Annotated in this window: 19 protein-coding genes; 8 read left to right on the top strand and 11 right to left on the bottom strand. The window is 60.4% G+C overall.

The features are described 5' to 3' along the window. The first annotated feature begins 14 nt into the window (after positions 1 to 14). Positions 15 to 656 carry a hypothetical protein gene (locus DYL59_RS09095; RefSeq protein ID WP_135288880.1) on the top strand — a complete coding sequence of 214 codons (642 nt, stop codon included), beginning with the start codon at positions 15 to 17 and terminating at the stop codon, positions 654 to 656. 63 nt (positions 657 to 719) lie between these two features. On the opposite strand, the gene DYL59_RS09090 is transcribed toward DYL59_RS09095, so the two are convergent. The 10 genes from DYL59_RS09090 to DYL59_RS09040 form a co-directional block, all read right to left on the bottom strand. Beyond that, on the bottom strand, positions 720 to 1,055 hold the full coding sequence (locus DYL59_RS09090) for a DUF6124 family protein (RefSeq protein WP_135288879.1): 336 nt from the start codon (positions 1,053 to 1,055) through the stop codon (positions 720 to 722). 434 nt (positions 1,056 to 1,489) lie between these two features. Further along, entirely contained in the window at positions 1,490 to 2,026 is a 537-nt protein-coding gene (locus DYL59_RS09085; RefSeq protein WP_135288878.1) for a dihydrofolate reductase, read from the bottom strand. Next, entirely contained in the window at positions 2,023 to 2,580 is a 558-nt protein-coding gene (locus DYL59_RS09080; protein ID WP_135288877.1) for a dihydrofolate reductase family protein, read from the bottom strand. The genes DYL59_RS09085 and DYL59_RS09080 overlap by 4 nt, the downstream gene beginning before the upstream one ends. Before the next feature lie 187 nt (positions 2,581 to 2,767). After that, a complete protein-coding gene (locus DYL59_RS09075) occupies positions 2,768 to 3,106 on the bottom strand; it encodes a Na+/H+ antiporter subunit G (RefSeq protein ID WP_026136444.1) in 339 nt (112 codons plus the stop codon). Next, positions 3,103 to 3,381 (bottom strand): K+/H+ antiporter subunit F, encoded by a 279-nt coding sequence (locus DYL59_RS09070; protein WP_105522735.1) that lies wholly within the window; start codon positions 3,379 to 3,381, stop codon positions 3,103 to 3,105. The genes DYL59_RS09075 and DYL59_RS09070 overlap by 4 nt, the downstream gene beginning before the upstream one ends. Beyond that, complete coding sequence (locus DYL59_RS09065; RefSeq protein WP_135288876.1) at positions 3,378 to 3,866, bottom strand: Na+/H+ antiporter subunit E; 489 nt, start codon at positions 3,864 to 3,866, stop codon at positions 3,378 to 3,380. Before DYL59_RS09065 ends, DYL59_RS09070 begins: the two co-directional genes overlap by 4 nt. After that, positions 3,863 to 5,545 (bottom strand): monovalent cation/H+ antiporter subunit D, encoded by a 1,683-nt coding sequence (locus tag DYL59_RS09060; protein ID WP_135288875.1) that lies wholly within the window; start codon positions 5,543 to 5,545, stop codon positions 3,863 to 3,865. The genes DYL59_RS09065 and DYL59_RS09060 overlap by 4 nt, the downstream gene beginning before the upstream one ends. Continuing rightward, the gene (locus tag DYL59_RS09055; RefSeq protein WP_003192163.1) at positions 5,542 to 5,886 is read right to left on the bottom strand and encodes a Na+/H+ antiporter subunit C; all 345 of its coding nucleotides are present in this window, start codon (positions 5,884 to 5,886) and stop codon (positions 5,542 to 5,544) included. Before DYL59_RS09055 ends, DYL59_RS09060 begins: the two co-directional genes overlap by 4 nt. Beyond that, positions 5,886 to 8,807, bottom strand: a complete 2,922-nt coding sequence (locus tag DYL59_RS09050) for a monovalent cation/H+ antiporter subunit A (protein WP_135288874.1) — start codon at positions 8,805 to 8,807, stop codon at positions 5,886 to 5,888. Before DYL59_RS09050 ends, DYL59_RS09055 begins: the two co-directional genes overlap by 1 nt. A 158-nt stretch (positions 8,808 to 8,965) precedes the next feature. After that, positions 8,966 to 9,910, bottom strand: a complete 945-nt coding sequence (locus DYL59_RS09040; protein WP_135288872.1) for a DMT family transporter — start codon at positions 9,908 to 9,910, stop codon at positions 8,966 to 8,968. A 93-nt stretch (positions 9,911 to 10,003) separates the two neighbouring features. Here DYL59_RS09040 and DYL59_RS09035 point away from each other — a divergent pair, with 93 nt between their 5' ends. The 4 genes from DYL59_RS09035 to DYL59_RS09020 all read left to right on the top strand — a co-directional run bounded on the left by DYL59_RS09035 (position 10,004) and on the right by DYL59_RS09020 (position 13,671). Continuing rightward, entirely contained in the window at positions 10,004 to 10,567 is a 564-nt protein-coding gene (locus DYL59_RS09035; protein ID WP_135288871.1) for a helix-turn-helix domain-containing protein, read from the top strand. 154 nt (positions 10,568 to 10,721) lie between these two features. Next, entirely contained in the window at positions 10,722 to 11,918 is a 1,197-nt protein-coding gene (locus DYL59_RS09030; RefSeq protein WP_135288870.1) for an SfnB family sulfur acquisition oxidoreductase, read from the top strand. An 11-nt stretch (positions 11,919 to 11,929) separates the two neighbouring features. Continuing rightward, positions 11,930 to 12,256 carry an acyl-CoA dehydrogenase gene (locus DYL59_RS09025; protein WP_135288869.1) on the top strand — a complete coding sequence of 109 codons (327 nt, stop codon included), beginning with the start codon at positions 11,930 to 11,932 and terminating at the stop codon, positions 12,254 to 12,256. Beyond that, positions 12,256 to 13,671: an LLM class flavin-dependent oxidoreductase gene (locus tag DYL59_RS09020; protein WP_135288868.1), complete on the top strand. Its 1,416-nt coding sequence runs from the start codon at positions 12,256 to 12,258 to the stop codon at positions 13,669 to 13,671. Before DYL59_RS09025 ends, DYL59_RS09020 begins: the two co-directional genes overlap by 1 nt. A gap of 140 nt (positions 13,672 to 13,811) precedes the next feature. Here DYL59_RS09020 and DYL59_RS09015 read toward each other — a convergent pair whose 3' ends face one another. After that, positions 13,812 to 14,684, bottom strand: a complete 873-nt coding sequence (locus DYL59_RS09015) for a hypothetical protein (protein WP_135288867.1) — start codon at positions 14,682 to 14,684, stop codon at positions 13,812 to 13,814. A 347-nt stretch (positions 14,685 to 15,031) separates the two neighbouring features. Here DYL59_RS09015 and DYL59_RS09010 point away from each other — a divergent pair, with 347 nt between their 5' ends. The 3 genes from DYL59_RS09010 to DYL59_RS09000 are packed head-to-tail and all read left to right on the top strand — an operon-like array spanning position 15,032 to position 17,582. Then, on the top strand, positions 15,032 to 15,934 hold the full coding sequence (locus DYL59_RS09010; protein WP_135288866.1) for an AMP-binding protein: 903 nt from the start codon (positions 15,032 to 15,034) through the stop codon (positions 15,932 to 15,934). Then, positions 15,931 to 16,701 (top strand): ABC transporter ATP-binding protein, encoded by a 771-nt coding sequence (locus DYL59_RS09005; protein ID WP_135288865.1) that lies wholly within the window; start codon positions 15,931 to 15,933, stop codon positions 16,699 to 16,701. Before DYL59_RS09010 ends, DYL59_RS09005 begins: the two co-directional genes overlap by 4 nt. Next, entirely contained in the window at positions 16,701 to 17,582 is an 882-nt protein-coding gene (locus DYL59_RS09000) for a branched-chain amino acid ABC transporter permease (RefSeq protein WP_135288864.1), read from the top strand. Before DYL59_RS09005 ends, DYL59_RS09000 begins: the two co-directional genes overlap by 1 nt.

Here is a 17,582-nt window from a genome sequence, read left to right as displayed (position 1 = left end):
TCGGTAAACGCTGAATGGAAAACGCCCCGACTGGTTCGGGGCGTTTTTGTATTTATCTGATAAAGGAAGATGTTATGGCAATGGTTAAGCTGAATCACAATTTTAATTTGTTCATCGATCCTAAATATTATGCCGACATATTGTTGAAGAATGATGAAGCGGGAAGCGTGTTGAAATTGCAGCTGATTGCTGAGCGGTTCTTGGAGGTGTATCTCGATGAAAGAATTCCAACACATAGTCGAAAGTTTTTTGAGAGGGGTAGAAAAGGAGAATTGCTTAAGTATTTTGACGAAAAACTAATGGTGGCGGTAGCTTTCGGCTTGCCTGTCGAATTAGCGGATGCTTTAAAAAAGCTAAACAAAGTTCGTAACGACTTCGGGCATGATTTTGATAGGGCGCTCTCAGCATTAGACTTGGATGCCTATATTCAGTCAGTGGAGCTGTTCAATATTGATGTGGGTCAACCGTTTGCGGGCTCTGGTCCGATTCGTACCACTATTGTGAAGTCGGATCAAAAGACGCTGAGAGCGAGTGATAGCTTCGTCACCGGATTCGTTATCGCAACATTTTGCCTGATGACGAGAGCAGGGCTTTGGTTGGTCAACGATTTGAACTCTCGCGGGCAGTTAAAAACAGAGCCAGCTTTGCATTTATAGATGCGAAATTGAGAAAAAGGGACGGGTTTACAAGATCTAACCGAAACCGTCCCATTGTGAGCGCTATCTTTGAGTGGTTGTTTCGCATTTAGCAACAGCGCTGTCGACCATTAACTGAATTCCCTCCAACATTCGACATATCCCTAGCGCTACGCTACGCGGAGTTCCATCAACCTCGAAAGCTAAATGGCTCGCCAGGGCTTGAGCAGACGTCAGGTCCTCTGATGCATTGATAAGAAGTGTCTCGAAGTCCACCCCTTCGCGTACGGTAAACAAGCCATTGCCGTCAGCAGAAGTTTCTGATTTCTCAGGTGGATTCAAATAGTGGTTAATTGCTCCGTGAGCAGCAGTGTGAAACGCGGTTGAGTCTGACGGCGGATTCGGACTGTCTTTGATCATGACGAAGCTCCTAGAGTATTGGAGTCACCACCCATCGCTGCGAAACGATAATCGGGTGGCAGCTGTACGCAGGTTCGCAGACCGGGACTCTAGGCACCCGGCATACCCAAAGGTATCCCGCGCACAGCCGCCATAACATCAGGCATAAAAAAGCGCCCGCTATCTTGAGGTGGACGCTGTGCGTCTAGAGTTTAACCGGGCTGCGAAACCCGGTCGCTGAATTTGCAGCGACCGCCGAAGAATAGGCAGCCATCTTCCGAGGGACAACCCTAAAACGCTGTCGGAAATTTCTGCGGGTTTCTACTGGGTCACGCAGCCAATCCAGTGGTGCCCAATCCAAATGTGGGAGCGGGCTTGCTCGCGAAGGCGGTGTGTCAGCCAGTACATGTGTAACTGATACACCGCCTTCGCGAGCAAGCCCGCTCCCACATTTTTTACCGTGCTCGCTTCACATCGGTAGAGTCTGCGCGCCGCACGTAATCCACCCACTCATATTCAAGGCCTTGGTGTTCCCTGACTCCATGCCGGCAGACCTCGATGAACTCACCCTCGAAGCTGGGAAATTTGGCCTCGCCTTCGTGATCGTCGTTGAACAGGGTGAGGTATAGCCTGTCTACCCGGTCGATCACCTGGTCATATAACTCCGGCCCGCCACCGATATGAATCTCTTCGGGCGCAAACGCCGCTGCGCATTGCAGGGCGGATGCCAAGGACCGGCAAACAATTGCGTGTTTGTGCTGATACGCCGGATCACGCGAAAGCACGATATTCGGCCGATCCACTAGCGGCCGCCCGCTGAGTGCAATCACCGACTCAAAGGTCCTGCGCCCCATGATCACCGGCTTGCCGATGGTCTTGGCGGCGAAGCGGCGCATGTCGTCGGGGACGTTGCGCAGCAGCCCGTTGGCCTTGCCGATGGAGCGGTTGTGGCGGCCTATGCCCGCCACCAAAGCGAGGGGGATGTTCGTCATGCAGTCACTGCCTTCGCAACGCCATAGCGGCTCTGCACAAACCCATTGACCGACACATCCGTACCGAGATGGCGAAGCTCGTGCTCGCTGCCCACCTGGCTGAACAACGAAATGCCTTTGCCCAGCAACACCGGAATACGCGTGATGATCAATTCATCGATCAGGCCGGCCTCAAGAAACGCCTGGATCGTCTGCCCGCCGTCTATATACAGATGCTTCATGCCGCGCTCAGCCAGTTGGTTGACCAATGCGCCAACATCCGTCGCCAGCACCTCGACCTTGCCCTGCACATGTGCGGGAACTTCCAGCAGCTGGTGCGACAACGCAATGACAGGTAAACCTTCATAGGGCCACTCGGGAAACGACAGGACCTTCTCTAAGGTCTTGCGCCCCATGACCAATGCATCGACGGTGGCGATGAAGCTTTCATACGTCACGCCGTTCAGGGTTGCGGTTTCGTATTCCGGGCGGTGAAGCCACTCGATGTCACCGTCGGCTCGTGCAATGAAACCGTCAACGCTGGCGGCGATAAATACGGAACATTTGATGTTCATGGTCGGGTGGAACTCCTTTTCCTATTTTTTTGACGTGCGCCGAATCCGATCTTTGGCCTAGCACAGAGCCCAATGTGGGAGCGGGCTTGCTCGCGAATGCGCAGTGTCAGTCAATACATGTGTGACTGATGTACCGCATTCGCGAGCAAGCCCGCTCCCACATTTTTAACCGAATTTTCCTGAGGAATTAGCGGCGGCTGCTGACTTCGGCCGGCACATCATCACCGGCCATGCGCTTACGGAACAACGCCGTACGCGCCAGCAACAGCGTAGTCACCGGCACGGTGATCGACAGCAAAATCGGGATCAACCACCCGTGCAACACCGGCCCGGACTTGAGCACCGAGAAGTACACAATCGACGCCAACGCCACACACCACGCCCCCAGCGTCGAGGCCAGTGCTGGCGGGTGCATGCGCTGGAAGAAGTCCTTCATGCGCAGCAAGCCAATTGCGCCAATCAAGGCAAACACGCTGCTCAATACCAGCAGCACCGCCACGATCACTTCCACCCATAACGGCATCATTCAATCACCTCGCCACGCAGCAGGAATTTGGCCAGGGCAAACGAGCCCACAAAGCCAAACAGCGCAATCAGCAGCGCCGCTTCAAAGTAGGTGTCACTGGCGTAGCGAATGCCCAGCACCAGCATCATCAGCATCGCCAGCATGTACAGGTAGTCCAGCGCCAGTACCCGGTCCTGGGCCGAGGGGCCTTTGAACAGGCGTACCAGGGTCAGCACCATGGCCAGGGAAAACAGGAACAGGCTGAACAGGATGGCATTGGAGAGCAGGGCGCTCATTCGAAGATCTCCATCAGGGGCCGCTCGTAGGTGGTCTTGAAGTGCTCGATAAACTGCGCTTCATCGTCCAGGTCGAACACGTGCAGCAGCAGGATGCTGCGGTCCAGCGCCAGTTCTGACCAGATGGTGCCGGGCACCACGGTGGTGATCATCGCCAGTGCCGCCAGGCCGTTGGCATCGCGCAGGTCCAGGGGGATCTTGATAAAGCGCGAGCGCGGTGGGCGTGAGCCGCAGGTCAACACGCCCCAGGCCACTTGCAGGTTGGAGACGATCACATCGCGGCCCACCACGAAGAACAGGCGGATGATCACCCCCGGCCGGCGGATGCGGATGGGCAACGGCCGCAACGGCGCCATCAGCAGCGGCGCAAGAAAGCCCAACAGCGCGCCCAGCAGCAGGTTGCCGGGGCTGACGGACAGGTTCAGCACCAGCCACAACAACCACAGTGCCAGGGACAACCACGGGGCAGGGAACAGGCGCTTCATGGTTGCACCTCCAGCGCGGCGGCCTTGCTTTCAGGGCTGGGCACGGGACGTGTCGCCATCACCGCCATCACATAGTGCTCGGGGTTGTTCAGGCTGACAGCAGTGTCCTGGGTGTAGCGCAACAAAGGCTCGGCCTTGAAGGTCAGCAGGATACTCAGGCCCAGCAGGAAGAAGATCGGCACGCACTCGTAGCGACGCAGCAGCGGTGAAGGACGCTCCTCTGGAGTCCAGAAGCGCTGGATACCCAAACGCGCGAAGGCGATCAGCGAGGCGAGGCCGGAGAGGATCAGCAGCGCCACAAGGCCCCACGCCGCCGGGCGGATCGGTGCGTCAACGCTAACCCCAAGGCCTAGCGGATTGACCAGCGCACTCAACAAACTGAGCTTGCCGATAAACCCCGACAGCGGCGGCATGCCAATGATCAGCAGCGCGCAGGCGATAAAGCTCAGGCCCAGGAACGCCATGGTCCAGGGGATCACCTGGCCGACCACGGCTTGCTGTTCATCATCGAGGTTTACACCAGGGCGAGGATGCAGCGATTCCATGGCCTTGGGCAACGCATCGATTTCTTCATCCAGCGGCAGGTCGTTGGCTGAACGCGAGCGCTCGATCAACTCCGCCAGCAGGAACAGCGCGCTCAAGGCCAATGTCGAGCTGACCAGGTAGAACAACGCGCCCGCCGTCAGGCTTGGCTGGGCGAAACCGACCGCCGACAGCAGAATCCCCGCCGATACCAGAATGCTCAGGCTGGCCATGCGCTCCAGGCGTTGGGCGGCGATCATCGCCAGCCCGGCGCCGATGATGGTCGCCATGCCGCCGTACACCAGCCAGTCGCCGCCGAACAATGCCGACGCACCGGCCTGGCCGGAGAACAACAAGGTCCACAGGCGCAGCACGGTGTACACGCCCACCTTGGTCATGATCGCAAACATCGCCGCCACCGGCGCACTCGCCGAGGAATAGGCGGGCGCCAGCCAGAAGTTCAGCGGCCACATGCCGGCCTTGGCCAGGAATGCTGTCGCAAGAATTGCGGCACCGGCGTGCAACAGGCCACGATCCGCCTCTGGCACCAGCGGGATCTTCAACGCCAGGTCAGCGAAGTTCAGTGTGCCGGTGACGCCATAGATCATCGCCGCGCCAATCAAAAACAGCGACGACGCCAACAGGTTGATCGCAATGTAGTGCAAGCCCGCCGACACCCGCGCCCGGCCCGAGCCGTGCAGCATCAAGCCGTAGGATGCCGCCAGCAGCACCTCGAAGAACACGAACAGGTTGAACAGGTCGGCGGTGAGGAACGCGCCGTACAGGCCCATCATCTGCACCTGGAACAGCGCGTGGAAACTGGTGCCCGCCCGGTCCCAGCGGGCCATGGCGAACAGCAGCGCGCTCACGCCGATGATGCCGGTGAGCACCAGCATCAGCGCCGACAGTTGGTCCACCACCAGCACAATGCCGAATGGCACCTGCCAGTTGCCCGGCAGGTACACGCCAATCGAGCCGGGGCCGCCTTTTTGCGTCCAGTACAGCAGCAAAATCGCGATGCCCAGGCCAATCACGCTGGAGAATAGGTTGATCTTCGCCTTCAACGGGCGACGTTTTTCGCCGAGCATCAACATCAGCGCAGCGGTCAGCAACGGCAGCAGGATCGGCGCGATGATCAGTTGGTTCATCCACGTCATTCCTTGGGCTCCCGGCCGTCCACATGGTCAGTACCGGTCAAGCCTCGGGAGGCTAGCAGCACCACCAGGAACAAGGCCGTCATGGCAAAGCTGATGACGATGGCCGTGAGCACCAGGGCCTGGGGCAGCGGGTCGGTGTAGTTGAGCAGGTCTTGCGGCACGCCGTCCTTGATGATCGGCTCCTTGCCGATAAACAGGCTGCCCATGCTGAAAATGAACAGGTTCACCCCGTACGACAACAGGCACAGGCCCATCACCACCTGGAAGGTCCGTGGCCGCAGGATCAACCACACGCCCGAGGCGGCCAACACCCCAATGGCAATTGCGATGACTTCTTCCATCAGGCGGCTCCTTCTGTTGCAGCGACCACTTTGGCCTGGGTGCTGGGTTTGTGTGCGCGCACCGATTGGTGGCCGAGGGCGGTGAGCATCAGCAGCGTTGAGCCAACGACCATGGCGTACACGCCGACGTCGAAGAACAGGGCGCTGGCGACGTGAATATCCCCCAGCACCGGCAAGCTGAAATGCCAGGTATGGGTGGTAAGGAACGGGTAGCCGGCAAACAACGCGCCGAGTCCGGTCAACGTGGCCGAGAACAGGCCGAAGCCCATCCAGCGCATCGGCCGCAGGCTCATCTGCGCCTCGACCCACTGGGTGCCGGCCACCATGTACTGCAGGATAAACGCCACCGACATCACCAGGCCGGCGACAAAACCGCCGCCGGGTTGGTTGTGGCCACGCATGAACAGGTAGAACGACACCACCAGCGCAATCGGCAGCAGCAGGCGTACCAGCACCGCCGGTACCATCATGAAGCCCAGGGCGGTGTCGCTGGCTTGGCGTGGGTTGACCAGGTCGGTGGCCACGTCCGGTGCCAGTTGGCGCTGTTGGGCGGGCAGCTGCATGCTTTCTTTCGACGGGCGGAAGCGCCGCAACAGCGCGTACACCGTGAGTGCCACGGCGCCGAGTACGGTGATTTCGCCCAGGGTGTCGAAGCCACGGAAGTCCACCAGCATCACGTTCACCACATTGCTGCCGCCACCCTCGGGCAGGGCGCGACTCAAGTAGAACGAGGAAATGTCGTTGGGGGTCTGGCGCGTCAGCATCGCGTAGGACAGCAGCGCCATGCCGCCGCCCACCACGGTGGACAGCAGGAAGTCGCGCAGGCGGCGGATGCGTGCCTTGCGCAACGAGCTTGGCAGTGGCGAGACTTCTTCGATCCGCCGGGGCAGCCAGCGCAGGCCCAGCAGGATCAGTACCGTGGTGACCACTTCAACCACCAGTTGCGTCAGCGCCAGGTCGGGCGCCGAAAACCATACGAAGGTGATGCAGGTCATCAGGCCGCACACGCTGACCATGGTCAGGGCTGCCAGCCGGTGGTACTTGGCTTGCCACGCGGCACCCAGGGCGCAGGCAATCGCCAGCAGCCACAGGGTGACGAACACGATGGAGCCGGGGATCTTCGGCCGGTCACCCCAACTGAGGCTGCTGTGCAGCATCGGGATCACACCGGCGACCACCGCCACCAGTACCAGCAGGAACAACTGGGTTTGCAGGCGCTTGGTGCTGATGCGTTTCTCGATCTTGCGCACGCCGCGCATCATCACCACCAGGCTGCGCTCGAAACCGCGCTTGCCATTGAAGTAGCTGATCAGGGGCGGGTATTTGAAGCGGCCACGCTTGAGCTGCTTGCGCAGGATCAAATACAGCACCACGCCGCAGCTCATGGCCACCAGGCTCATGATCATTGGCGCATTCCAGCCGTGCCAGATCGCCAGGCTGTACTCGGGCAGCACGCCGCCTACTACCGGAAGGGCAGCTGCGGCCAGGATCGAACCCACCACCTGGGCCGGGAAAATCCCCACCAGCAGGCAGGTAAACACCAGCAGTTCAACCGGCGCACGCATCCAGCGCGGTGGCTCGTGGGGCGTGTGGGGCAGGTTGGTGGCGGTGGGGCCGAAGAATACATCCACGGTAAAGCGCAGGGCATACACCACGCTGAACGTACCGGCGATGGTGGCGATCACCGGCAGGGCGAACTCCACCCAGGCGGTCGAGGAAATAAACACGGTCTCGGCAAAGAACATCTCTTTGGACAGGAAGCCATTGAGCAGCGGCACCCCGGCCATGGATGCACTGGCAACCATCGCCAGCGTGGCGGTAAACGGAATCAGCCGGACCAGGCCGCTGAGCTTGCGAATGTCGCGGGTGCCGCTTTCGTGGTCGATGATCCCCGCCGCCATGAACAGCGAAGCCTTGAAGGTGGCGTGGTTGAGGATATGGAACACCGCGGCGACGGCGGCCAGCGGGCTATTGAGGCCCAGCAGCAGGGTAATCAAGCCGAGATGGCTGATGGTGGAGTAGGCCAGCAGGCCCTTGAGGTCGTTCTGAAAGATTGCGCAGTAAGCGCCGAGCAGCAGGGTGATCGCGCCGGCACCGCCGACGATATAGAACCATTCTTCGCTGCCGGACAGCGACGGCCACAGGCGGGCCAGCAGGAACACGCCGGCCTTCACCATCGTTGCCGAATGCAGATACGCCGACACCGGCGTGGGGGCCGCCATCGCGTGGGGCAGCCAGAAGTGGAACGGGAACTGCGCGCTTTTGCTCAAGGCGCCGATCAGCACCAGGGCCAGCATGGCCGGGTACAACCCATGGGCGCGGATCTGATCGCCCGCCGCCAGCACCTGGTCCAGGTCATAGCTGCCGACGATATGCCCCAGCAGCATCACCCCCGCCAACAGGCACAAGCCGCCCGCGCCGGTGACCATCAACGCCATATAGGCACCGCGTCGCGCATCGGCGCGGTGGTGCCAGTAGCCGATCAGCAGGAACGAGAACAGGCTGGTCAGTTCCCAGAAAAACACGATCTGGATCAGGTTGCCGGAAATCACCAGCCCGAGCATGGCACCCATAAAGGCCAGGAAAAACGCAAAGAAGCGCGGCACCGGATCGTCCGGCGACATGTAGTAGCGCGCATACAGCGACACCAGCGTGCCGATGCCCAGCACCAGCATCGAGAACAGCCAGGCAAACCCGTCCATGCGCAACACGAAGTTCAAGCCCAGGCTGGGCAACCACATGAATTCTTCGCGGATCACGCCACCATGGGCGATCTGGGGGTAGAGCAGGGCGACTTGAATAGTGCCGACCAGGGCCACAAGGCCGGCCAACAGGGATTCGGTGTTACGTGCATTGTGCGGCAGCAAGGCCGCAAGACAGCTGCCAATAAATGGCAGAAGCAGTAGAACTATCAGGGACATAGGCTTCTAATCTGCGGGAGTTTGGGATGCATCATACGTGCCGCTTTCACGATCACCAAACGGCAAGATGTGGCAGGATCCTACAAGGTAAGCCGAAAACTATTGTAGGAGCGAGCTTGCTCGCGAAAATCGTCAACGAAAACGCGAGCCTCCCGGATTCACGCGCTGTTCTCAGGTTCTTCGCGTGCAGGCTCGCTCCTACGGGATGAGGCGGCCGCCCTCTGCCCCTTGGTTTTCATCTCACTCACAATCACCGCCGCCACAATCAACACCGCGCCAACCATGGCAATCGGCGGGAATCGCTCCCCGGCAATCCGCCCAACCACCCCAGCCCACACTGGCTCACCGGCATAGATCAACGTGGCCCGCGTTGGCGAAACACTCTGCTGCGCCCAGTTCATTGCCACCTGGATCACCGCGCTGGTCAGGCCCAGGCCCACCGCGCTGAACAGCAGCAACCACGAAAAGCCCGGCAGCGCCTCGCCCATCGGCACCACCATCATGAACGACAGCACCGACGCCGTAGCCAGTTGCACCACGGTGACCCGGCGCACGTCCACTTGCCCGGCAAAGGCGCCGATCAGGATGATCTCGGCGGCAATTGCCACGGCACCGATCAAGGTGGCGATTTCACCCGGACTGAAATTCAGCGAGGCCCCCGCAGGCCCGGTCAGCAGCATCAGCCCGGCAAACGCCAGCATGATGCCAATGCTCGGCATCAACCCCGGACGACGGCCCAGCACCAACCATTGCAGCAGCGGCACAAAGGGCACGTACAGGGCGGTGATAAATGCGGACTGACTGCTGAGGATCGTCTGCAAGCCAATGGTTTGCAGCCCGTAGCCAAACATGATCGCCACGCCGATAAACACCCCGGCCTTGAACTCGAACAGCGTCAGGTCGCGCAGGGTGCGCAATGAAAAGAACCCCACCACAATCGCTGCCGCCGCAAAACGCAGGCCCACGAAGAACATCGGGCCGCTGACGGTCATGGCGTGTTGCACCAGCAAAAAGGTGCCGCCCCAGATCATGGTGATAAACACCAGGATGCATTCGGCTTTGCTGAAACGGTTGAAACGCGAGGGGGATTTTGGGGCAGTCATGGCGGCTCTGGTCTTGCAAGGGAAGGGTACGGACCGCACAATGCGCCGCACGCTGGGCAGTATACTGCGCACACCCACCCACTGAGCAATATAGTGCACAAAGAAAATCCGCAACGGGCCTCGGTCCTGCAGCACGTCAGCCAGAACGTTCGTCGCCTGCGCCATGCCGCCGACTTGAGCCAAACCGCGCTCTCGGAAAAATCCGGGGTGAGTCGGCGCATGCTGGTGGCTATCGAAGCGGGGGAGAAGAACGTCAGCCTGTCCACCCTCGACCGCGTCGCCGAAGCGCTGGACGTGGCGTTCAGCGACCTGATCCAGGCCCCCGACGTGCGCGACCACAGCCGCATCAACGAACTGGCCTGGGCCGGGGAAATCGACGGCAGCAAGGCGGTGTTGTTGGCCAAGGCCACCGCACGCCGTGAGGTCGAGCTGTGGGAGTGGCGCCTGGAACCCGGCGACCGTTACTGCCCGGACCCTGACCTGGAAGGCTGGAGCGAGCAGTTGTTCGTGTTCGAGGGCAGCCTGACCCTGGTGGTGGCAGGGGTGGAAAACCTGATCGGCGCCGGCGAGTTCTTCATGTTCGCCAGCCACCAACCGCACACCTATCGCAATGAGGGTGAGGTGGCGGTGCGCTTTATCCGCAACGTGGTGATCTAACTGTTCGCCAGGCAACAGCGGATGGACACTTTGCTGGTTTAAAGCGCCGCATCACCCTGTATTTCTTCAGCAACCTGCTGATTTTACTGACGATTAATTTCAGGCACGACTCCTGCAATCACCCAGGTATTCCTACGGAGCCTGGAGTCGGCCCATGTCAGCCCACCCTCAACACCCTGCCCATATCATCCGCTCGGACGCGGAAGCCATCGAGGTCGCCACGCGCCTGGCTGAACGTTTTGCCGTCGAGGCCAGCGAGCGCGACCGTGAGCGTCGCCTGCCCGTGGCCGAACTCGACGAGTTCTCTGCCAGCGGCTTGTGGGGCATCACCATTCCCAAGGCCTATGGCGGTGCCGAGGTGTCCTATGTAACGGTGGCCGAGGTGATCAAGTTGATCTCCGCCGCCGACCCATCCCTGGGGCAGATCCCGCAGAACCATCTGGGTGTGGTGGACATCCTGCTGCAAACCGCCAGTGAAGAACAAAAGCAGTATTACTTCGGCAAGGTCTTGCAGGGCTATCGCTTCGGCAATGCGTTCTCCGAAGCCAAAAGCAAAAACTCCGGCACCTTCGATACGCAGATCCGCTTCCACGGCGACACCGCGCAAATCAACGGCGAAAAGTTCTACTGCACCGGTGCGCTGTTCGCCCATATCGTGCCCACGGTGGGCAATAACGAAAAGGACCAGGCGTTCATCGCCTTTGTGGAGCGAGACGCCCAAGGCTTGAACGTGATCGACAGCTGGGACGGCTTCGGCCAGCGCACCACCGCCAGTGGCGGCGTGACCCTGGATGGTGTGACTGTGCCCCTGAGTGCGGTTATCCCAGCCCATCTGGCCTTCGACCAACCCACCGCCAACGGGCCTATCTCGCAGATCATTCAGGCAGCGGTTGATACCGGCATCGCCGTGGGTGCCCTTGAGCAAGCCAAGATTTACGCCCGCCAAGCACGGCCCTGGATTGACAGCCAGCAGGATCACGGCTGGCAAGACCCGTTCACCATTGCCGCCATCGGCGACCTGGAGTGGCGCGTACACGGCACTGAAGCCATTCTCGCCAAAGCCGGAAAAGCTGTGGACCAGGCGCTCGCCGAACCCAGCGAAGACACCGTCGCCCACGCCTCACTCGTCGTTGCCCAAGCCAAAGTGCTGTCGGCCGAAACCGCCTTGCTCGCCAGCAGCAAACTCTTTGAGCTGGCCGGCACCCGTTCTGTTACCGGCAAGCACAACCTCGACCGTTTCTGGCGCAACGCCCGCACCCACACCCTGCACGACCCGGCCCGCTGGAAATATCACCTGATCGGCAACTTCGTGCTCAACGGCGTGAAGCCTGCGCGCCACGCCTGGAACTGAGGAGCTTACCCATGACCGTCCTGAACCTTGCGCGCCAACTCTTGGATAGCACCCGCCGCCACGTCGAAACCAGCAATGACCCCTACGTGATCAGCCGCTTCGGCGACTTGCAGATCCGCGTCGATGTAGCCGCCGCGTTGCTTGAACGCGCCGCAACCCACCCAAGCCCGGTGGCCGCCACCGAAGCGCAGATCGCTGCGGCCGAAGCCTTGATTGCTGCGAGCAATGCCGAGTTCGAACTGACCGGCCAGCGTACTGCGCTGCCCTCGACCCTTGATGATCCACTGCGCACCAAGTACCAGATCGTCGGCAACTATTACCTCAACGGAGTGCTGTGATGTCCCGTGAAATCCGCTTGAATGCCTTCGACATGAACTGCGTTGGCCACCAATCTCCTGGCCTGTGGGCGCACCCCCGTGATCGCTCGTGGCAGTACAAGGACCTGGAATACTGGACCGACCTGGCCAAGATCCTTGAACGCGGCAAGTTCGACGGGCTGTTTATCGCCGACGTGCTGGGCATCTATGACGTGTACAACGGCAATGGCGATGCGGCGATTCGCCAGGCCACCCAAGTGCCGGTCAACGACCCGTTGTCGTTGATCGCACCGATGGCCTTGGTTACCGAGCACCTGGGCTTTGGCCTGACCGCTTCGCTGTCCTTTGAGCATCCGTACCCGTTCGCTCGCCGACTTTCTACGCTGGACCACCTGACCAAGGGCCGTATCGGTTGGAATATCGTCACTTCCTACCTGGAAAGCGGCGCGAAAAACCTCGGCCAAAAAGCCCAGACCGAACACGATGCGCGCTACGACTACGCCGAGGAATACCTGGAGGTCTGCTACAAACTCTGGGAAGGCAGTTGGGAGGAGGGCGCGGTGCTGCGAGACCGCGAGCGCCGGGTCTTCAGCGACCCGAGTAAAATCCACGAGATCCGCCACGTCGGCAAACACTTCCAGGTGCCCGGTATTCACCTGTGCGAGCCGTCGCCACAACGCACGCCCGTGCTGTACCAGGCCGGTGCGTCCAGCCGTGGCAAGCAGTTCGCCGCCGAGCAGGCCGAATGCGTATTCGTCGCCGCGCCGTCCAAGGTGTTGCTGAAAAAGACCGTGGCCGACATTCGCCGCCGCGCCGCCGAGGCCGGGCGTGATCCGAAGAAAATCCTGATCTTCAACCTGCAGACGGTGATCGTTGGCGAGACCGATGCCAAGGCGAAGGCCAAGTTCGACGAATACAAATCCTATGTCAGCTACGAAGGGGCGATGGCGTTGATCTCGGGCTGGACCGGTATCGATTTCAGCCAGTTCAAGCCCGATGAACCCCTCAAGCATGTGCACACCAATGCCATTCAATCGGCCGTGGAAGCCTTCTCCACCGCCGACCCGAACAAAGTGTGGACGCCCAATGAATTGGCCGAGTGGGTCGGTATCGGCGGCTTTGGCCCATTGTTCGTCGGCGGTCCCGAAACTGTGGCGGACCTGTTGCAGGAGTGGGTAGAAGACACCGACGTGGATGGCTTCAACCTGGCCTATGCGCTGACCCACGAAACCTTCATCGACGTCGTGGAGTTGCTGGTGCCGGAGTTGCAGAAGCGCGGGGTGTACAAGACTGAATATGCCCAGGGTACGTTGCGCGAGAAGCTGTTTGGTGATGGGGATCGACTGGGCGCCAATCACCCAGGCGCCAGCTATCGTGACCTATCAAACCTACACAAAACCAATGTGGGAGCGGGCCTGCTCGCCAAAGCGGACTGACATACACGCTTTGTGTCGACTGACCCACCGCCTTCGCGAGATCAGGCCTGCTCCCACAAGGTTTGGCGACGTGCCTGTTTTCCGAGTCCGGGGCAGTTCCAAATGTGGGGCCAACTGTTCTGATGGCCTCGATTCAGACGTCATTTTTCGATGTTGATACTGCAATTGCTGATCGAGACAGCCCGCACGTTATCGTCGTTGAGTGCTTGGCAGGTCAAGGTTGCCCGCAACTTGCCGGCCAGAGGGTTGCTTTGGGGGAGCTCGTCGATTGTGATCTGCCCGCTTGTGCCTCGAAAAACGTCCAGGCGATTCGTTGCGTCTATGAACGTCACCCTGGCTTCGCTGCTGTCGAGGGCGATGGGGTAGGTGCCCGGAGCCAAGGTGTTTGCCAGTTGTACTGACAAGAGAAAGTGCTGAGGGGCAGGGCGATTTTCAATCAGTTGTGAGCCCGCCAGGAACGAGTCAGGGAAGTTGCTGACTGGCGAGTCTGACAACCAGACGTCGGTCGATGCGTAGTCAAGCGTTACATCGCCCGCTATGAGCGCGTTGAGAGTGCCGGAACCCTGTGTTTTTGGCTCGTCACTGTAACCCTCCACTTCAACTGAACCTTGGGTCAAGTGAACAGTTCTTGAGCCGTTTACGGCGGTAAGGTCAAACGTCGCCGTGAGTTTTTTATTCTGTACGTCCACGGTGACCTTCAAGTTTCCGCTGGTGGTTGTATAGGGTCGCTGCTCACCCGGTATCACCGATTGGTAGCCGACGAAGGCGTTACTGCCAGGGCCAAGTGAGTAATCTACGTCGTTCTGATTACCTCTATTGGGAAGGGTGAATCCTAGTATCTGGTACTCGCCTGTATTTCCGTTTGAAGTGACGATATGCCACTCACCCGTGGCGTCTTTTGGAACAAAGAAAAACCGAGAGGCAGTGTAGTCGGTGAAGTTCGGATCGCCTGCCACTGCGCAGGAGCAGGTACCAACGGTGGCCTTTGTTTGAGTTGAGCTCGGGTTTGCCATTTTGTGTCCTCCCAGGTCAGGTTTGAAGCTGCAGAAACTCGAGGCTCTTCGAGCTTAGGTGCGTTGCACGGTGGTGACTACTGTCAACGTTGACAGGTTTAAAGCAGGACATTTTTATCTCGAATACGTACTGCCGTTGCATAGGGGCAGGCCAGCCAAGGTGTTCGTCCAGCAACAGTGAATAGACAATATGTTCTACCGCGGATGTCTGCCCCCTCCTTAAAGACGGTTTCCCCCCACCAATTGCTGGGCTTTGCGCGTCGGCACAACTCGTGCAGCACATACTCATTCTCCCGTCAGCCAGCGGACCACCGCACGCACACCCCACCAATAGGAGCATTACCCCTATGAGCGTGCACGAGCTCAAACGCCCGCAGGCATTGGAGTGGCCCGCCGAACTGCTCGGCGACCTGCCCAAGGCCCTGGAACAACTGCACCACTGGGCGCAGATCACACCGCTGCACACTGCCCTGCGCCACAAGCGCCATGGCCAGTGGTATGCGTGGCGCTGGATCGACATCCTGCGGGATGTGGAGCGACTGGCCGATGGTTTGCGCCAGCAGGGTTTCGGCGAGCAATCGCGGCTGGCCTTAAGCGGTGCGTTCGAACCGAACCTGTTGCTGCTGGCCCTGGCTGCCCAGTCCATCGGCGGGCAGGTACTGACCCTGGCCGACAACCTCGACCCCGAGGCGTTGCAGCACCACCTGTGGCGCATTCGCCCCACCCATTCCTACACCCAAGGCCGCCAGCACGCGCGGCATTGGCAAGGCGCCAATCTGCTGGATTTCGCCCAACTGCTGGGCCCGGTGGACCCCGCGCAACACCTCGCCCGCTGGTGGCAACCCAGCGGTGAAAGCGTGTTGTGGAGCGAGGAGGGCACCCATTGGCAAGGCGGCCTGGTGGTGGTGTTGGGGCAGTGGTTGAACAGCGGCCATGGCCTGGCTTTCCCGGAAGGAATGGCCTCGGCGCAGCGGGATCGCCGTGAAGTCGCACCCACTGGCCTGTTGTTGTCCACGGCGCGCCTGGCGCACTTGGCGGACGAGATCGAAAGCCGCCTGGCACCCCACGGTACCTGGCGCCGTCGCCTGTGCGACTGGGCCATCGCCCACCCACAAAGCGGCCTGCGTCGCCTGCTGAAAAACCGCGTACGCAAACTGCTGGGCTTCCAACGCCTGGCGTATATCTGGCAACCCCTCAAATCCACCCCCGAACCGTCGTGGTTGGCCGAATTCAAACGGGACATCGCATGAGCCAAGCCATTCTCCAGGTGCGGGATATCTCGCTGTCGTTCAAGGGGGTCAAGGCGATCAATGCCCTGTCCTTTGAGGTGCAGCGCGGTGAAATCTGCGCGCTGATCGGCCCCAACGGTGCCGGTAAAAGTTCGTTGCTTAATGTGCTCAACGGCGTGTATCGCTTCGACGCCGGTGAGATCGTTTTTGAAGACCAGCACTTGCAGCGTATCGACCCCCTGGGCGCGGCGCGCCGGGGCATTGGCCGCACGTTCCAGAACAACGCGTTGTTCAAGAAAATGAGCGTGCTGGACAACATTCTCACCGGCCTGTCGCGGCATATGCGCAGCAGTTTTATCGAACAAGCCCTGGGGCTGCCCCGTGCGCGGCGCGAGGCCGAGGCCTTCCGCCTGCGCGGCCAGGCCATTCTCGAATTCCTGGAGTTGCAGGCCCACCGCGATGTGCTGGTGGGCAACCTGTCCTACGGCCTGCAAAAGCGCGTGGAACTGGGCCGCGCATTGATCGCCGGGCCCAGCCTGTTACTGCTGGACGAACCCATGGCCGGCATGAACGCCGAAGAGAAACAGGAAATGGCGCGCTTCGTCGCCGACGTGAACCGTGACCTCGGCACCACCGTGGTGTTGATCGAGCACGACATTGGCGTGGTGATGGGCCTGTCCGATCATGTGGTGGTGCTGGACTACGGGCGCAAAGTCGGCGACGGCACACCGGCCCAGGTGCAGGCCAACCCGGACGTGATCGCGGCTTATCTTGGGGTGGTGCACTGATGACGTTTTTCTTCGAAACCCTGCTCGGCGGCCTGCTCGCCGGCACCATGTATTCCCTGGTCGCCATCGGCTTTGTGCTGATCTACAAGGCCAGTGGCGTGTTCAATTTTGCCCAAGGCGCCATGCTGCTGTTTGCCGCGTTGACCTTCGTCAGCCTGCATGATCAGGGCGTGCCGTTTGCCCTGGCGTTGTTGCTGACGGTGATCGTGATGATCGTCGGCGCGCTGCTGATCGAGCGTCTGGTACTGCGCCCGCTGGTGAACCGCTCGCAGATCACCTTGTTCATGGCCACCCTGGGCTTGTCGTTCATCATCGAAGGCTTGGCCCAAGGGTTGATGGGCTCGCAAGTACGCGCCCTGGACCTGGGCATCGACGACGTGCCGCTGTTCATCGGCCCGTTGATGCTCAGCCAGTTCGACCTGATCGCCGCCGCCGCTGCGGTGGTGCTGGTCACGGTGTTGGCATTGCTGTTCAACAAGACCCGCATCGGCGTGTCGCTGCGCGCCGTGGCGGATGACACCACGGCGGCGCTGTCCATTGGCATCAACCTCAATCGCATCTGGCAGATCGTCTGGGCTGTAGCGGGCATTGTCGGCTTGGTGGCGGGCCTGCTATGGGGCGCGCGCCAGGGCGTGCAGTTTTCGCTGTCGCTGGTGGTGCTCAAGGCCTTGCCGGTGTTGATCATCGGCGGCTTTACCTCGATTGGCGGGGCGATTGTCGGCGGGCTGATCGTCGGCGCCGCAGAGAACCTCGCCGAGGTGTATATCGGCCCGCTGATTGGCGGCGGCATCACGCCGTGGTTCGCTTATGTATTGGCCCTGGCCTTCCTGTATATCCGTCCCGCCGGCCTGTTCGGCGAGCGCGCCATCGAGCGAGTCTGA

The organism is Pseudomonas kairouanensis (assembly GCF_004682055.1).
Taxonomy (GTDB): domain Bacteria; phylum Pseudomonadota; class Gammaproteobacteria; order Pseudomonadales; family Pseudomonadaceae; genus Aquipseudomonas; species Aquipseudomonas kairouanensis.
Note: the sequence above shows the minus strand (reverse complement) of the source record. Positions and strands in the feature narration are given on the sequence as shown.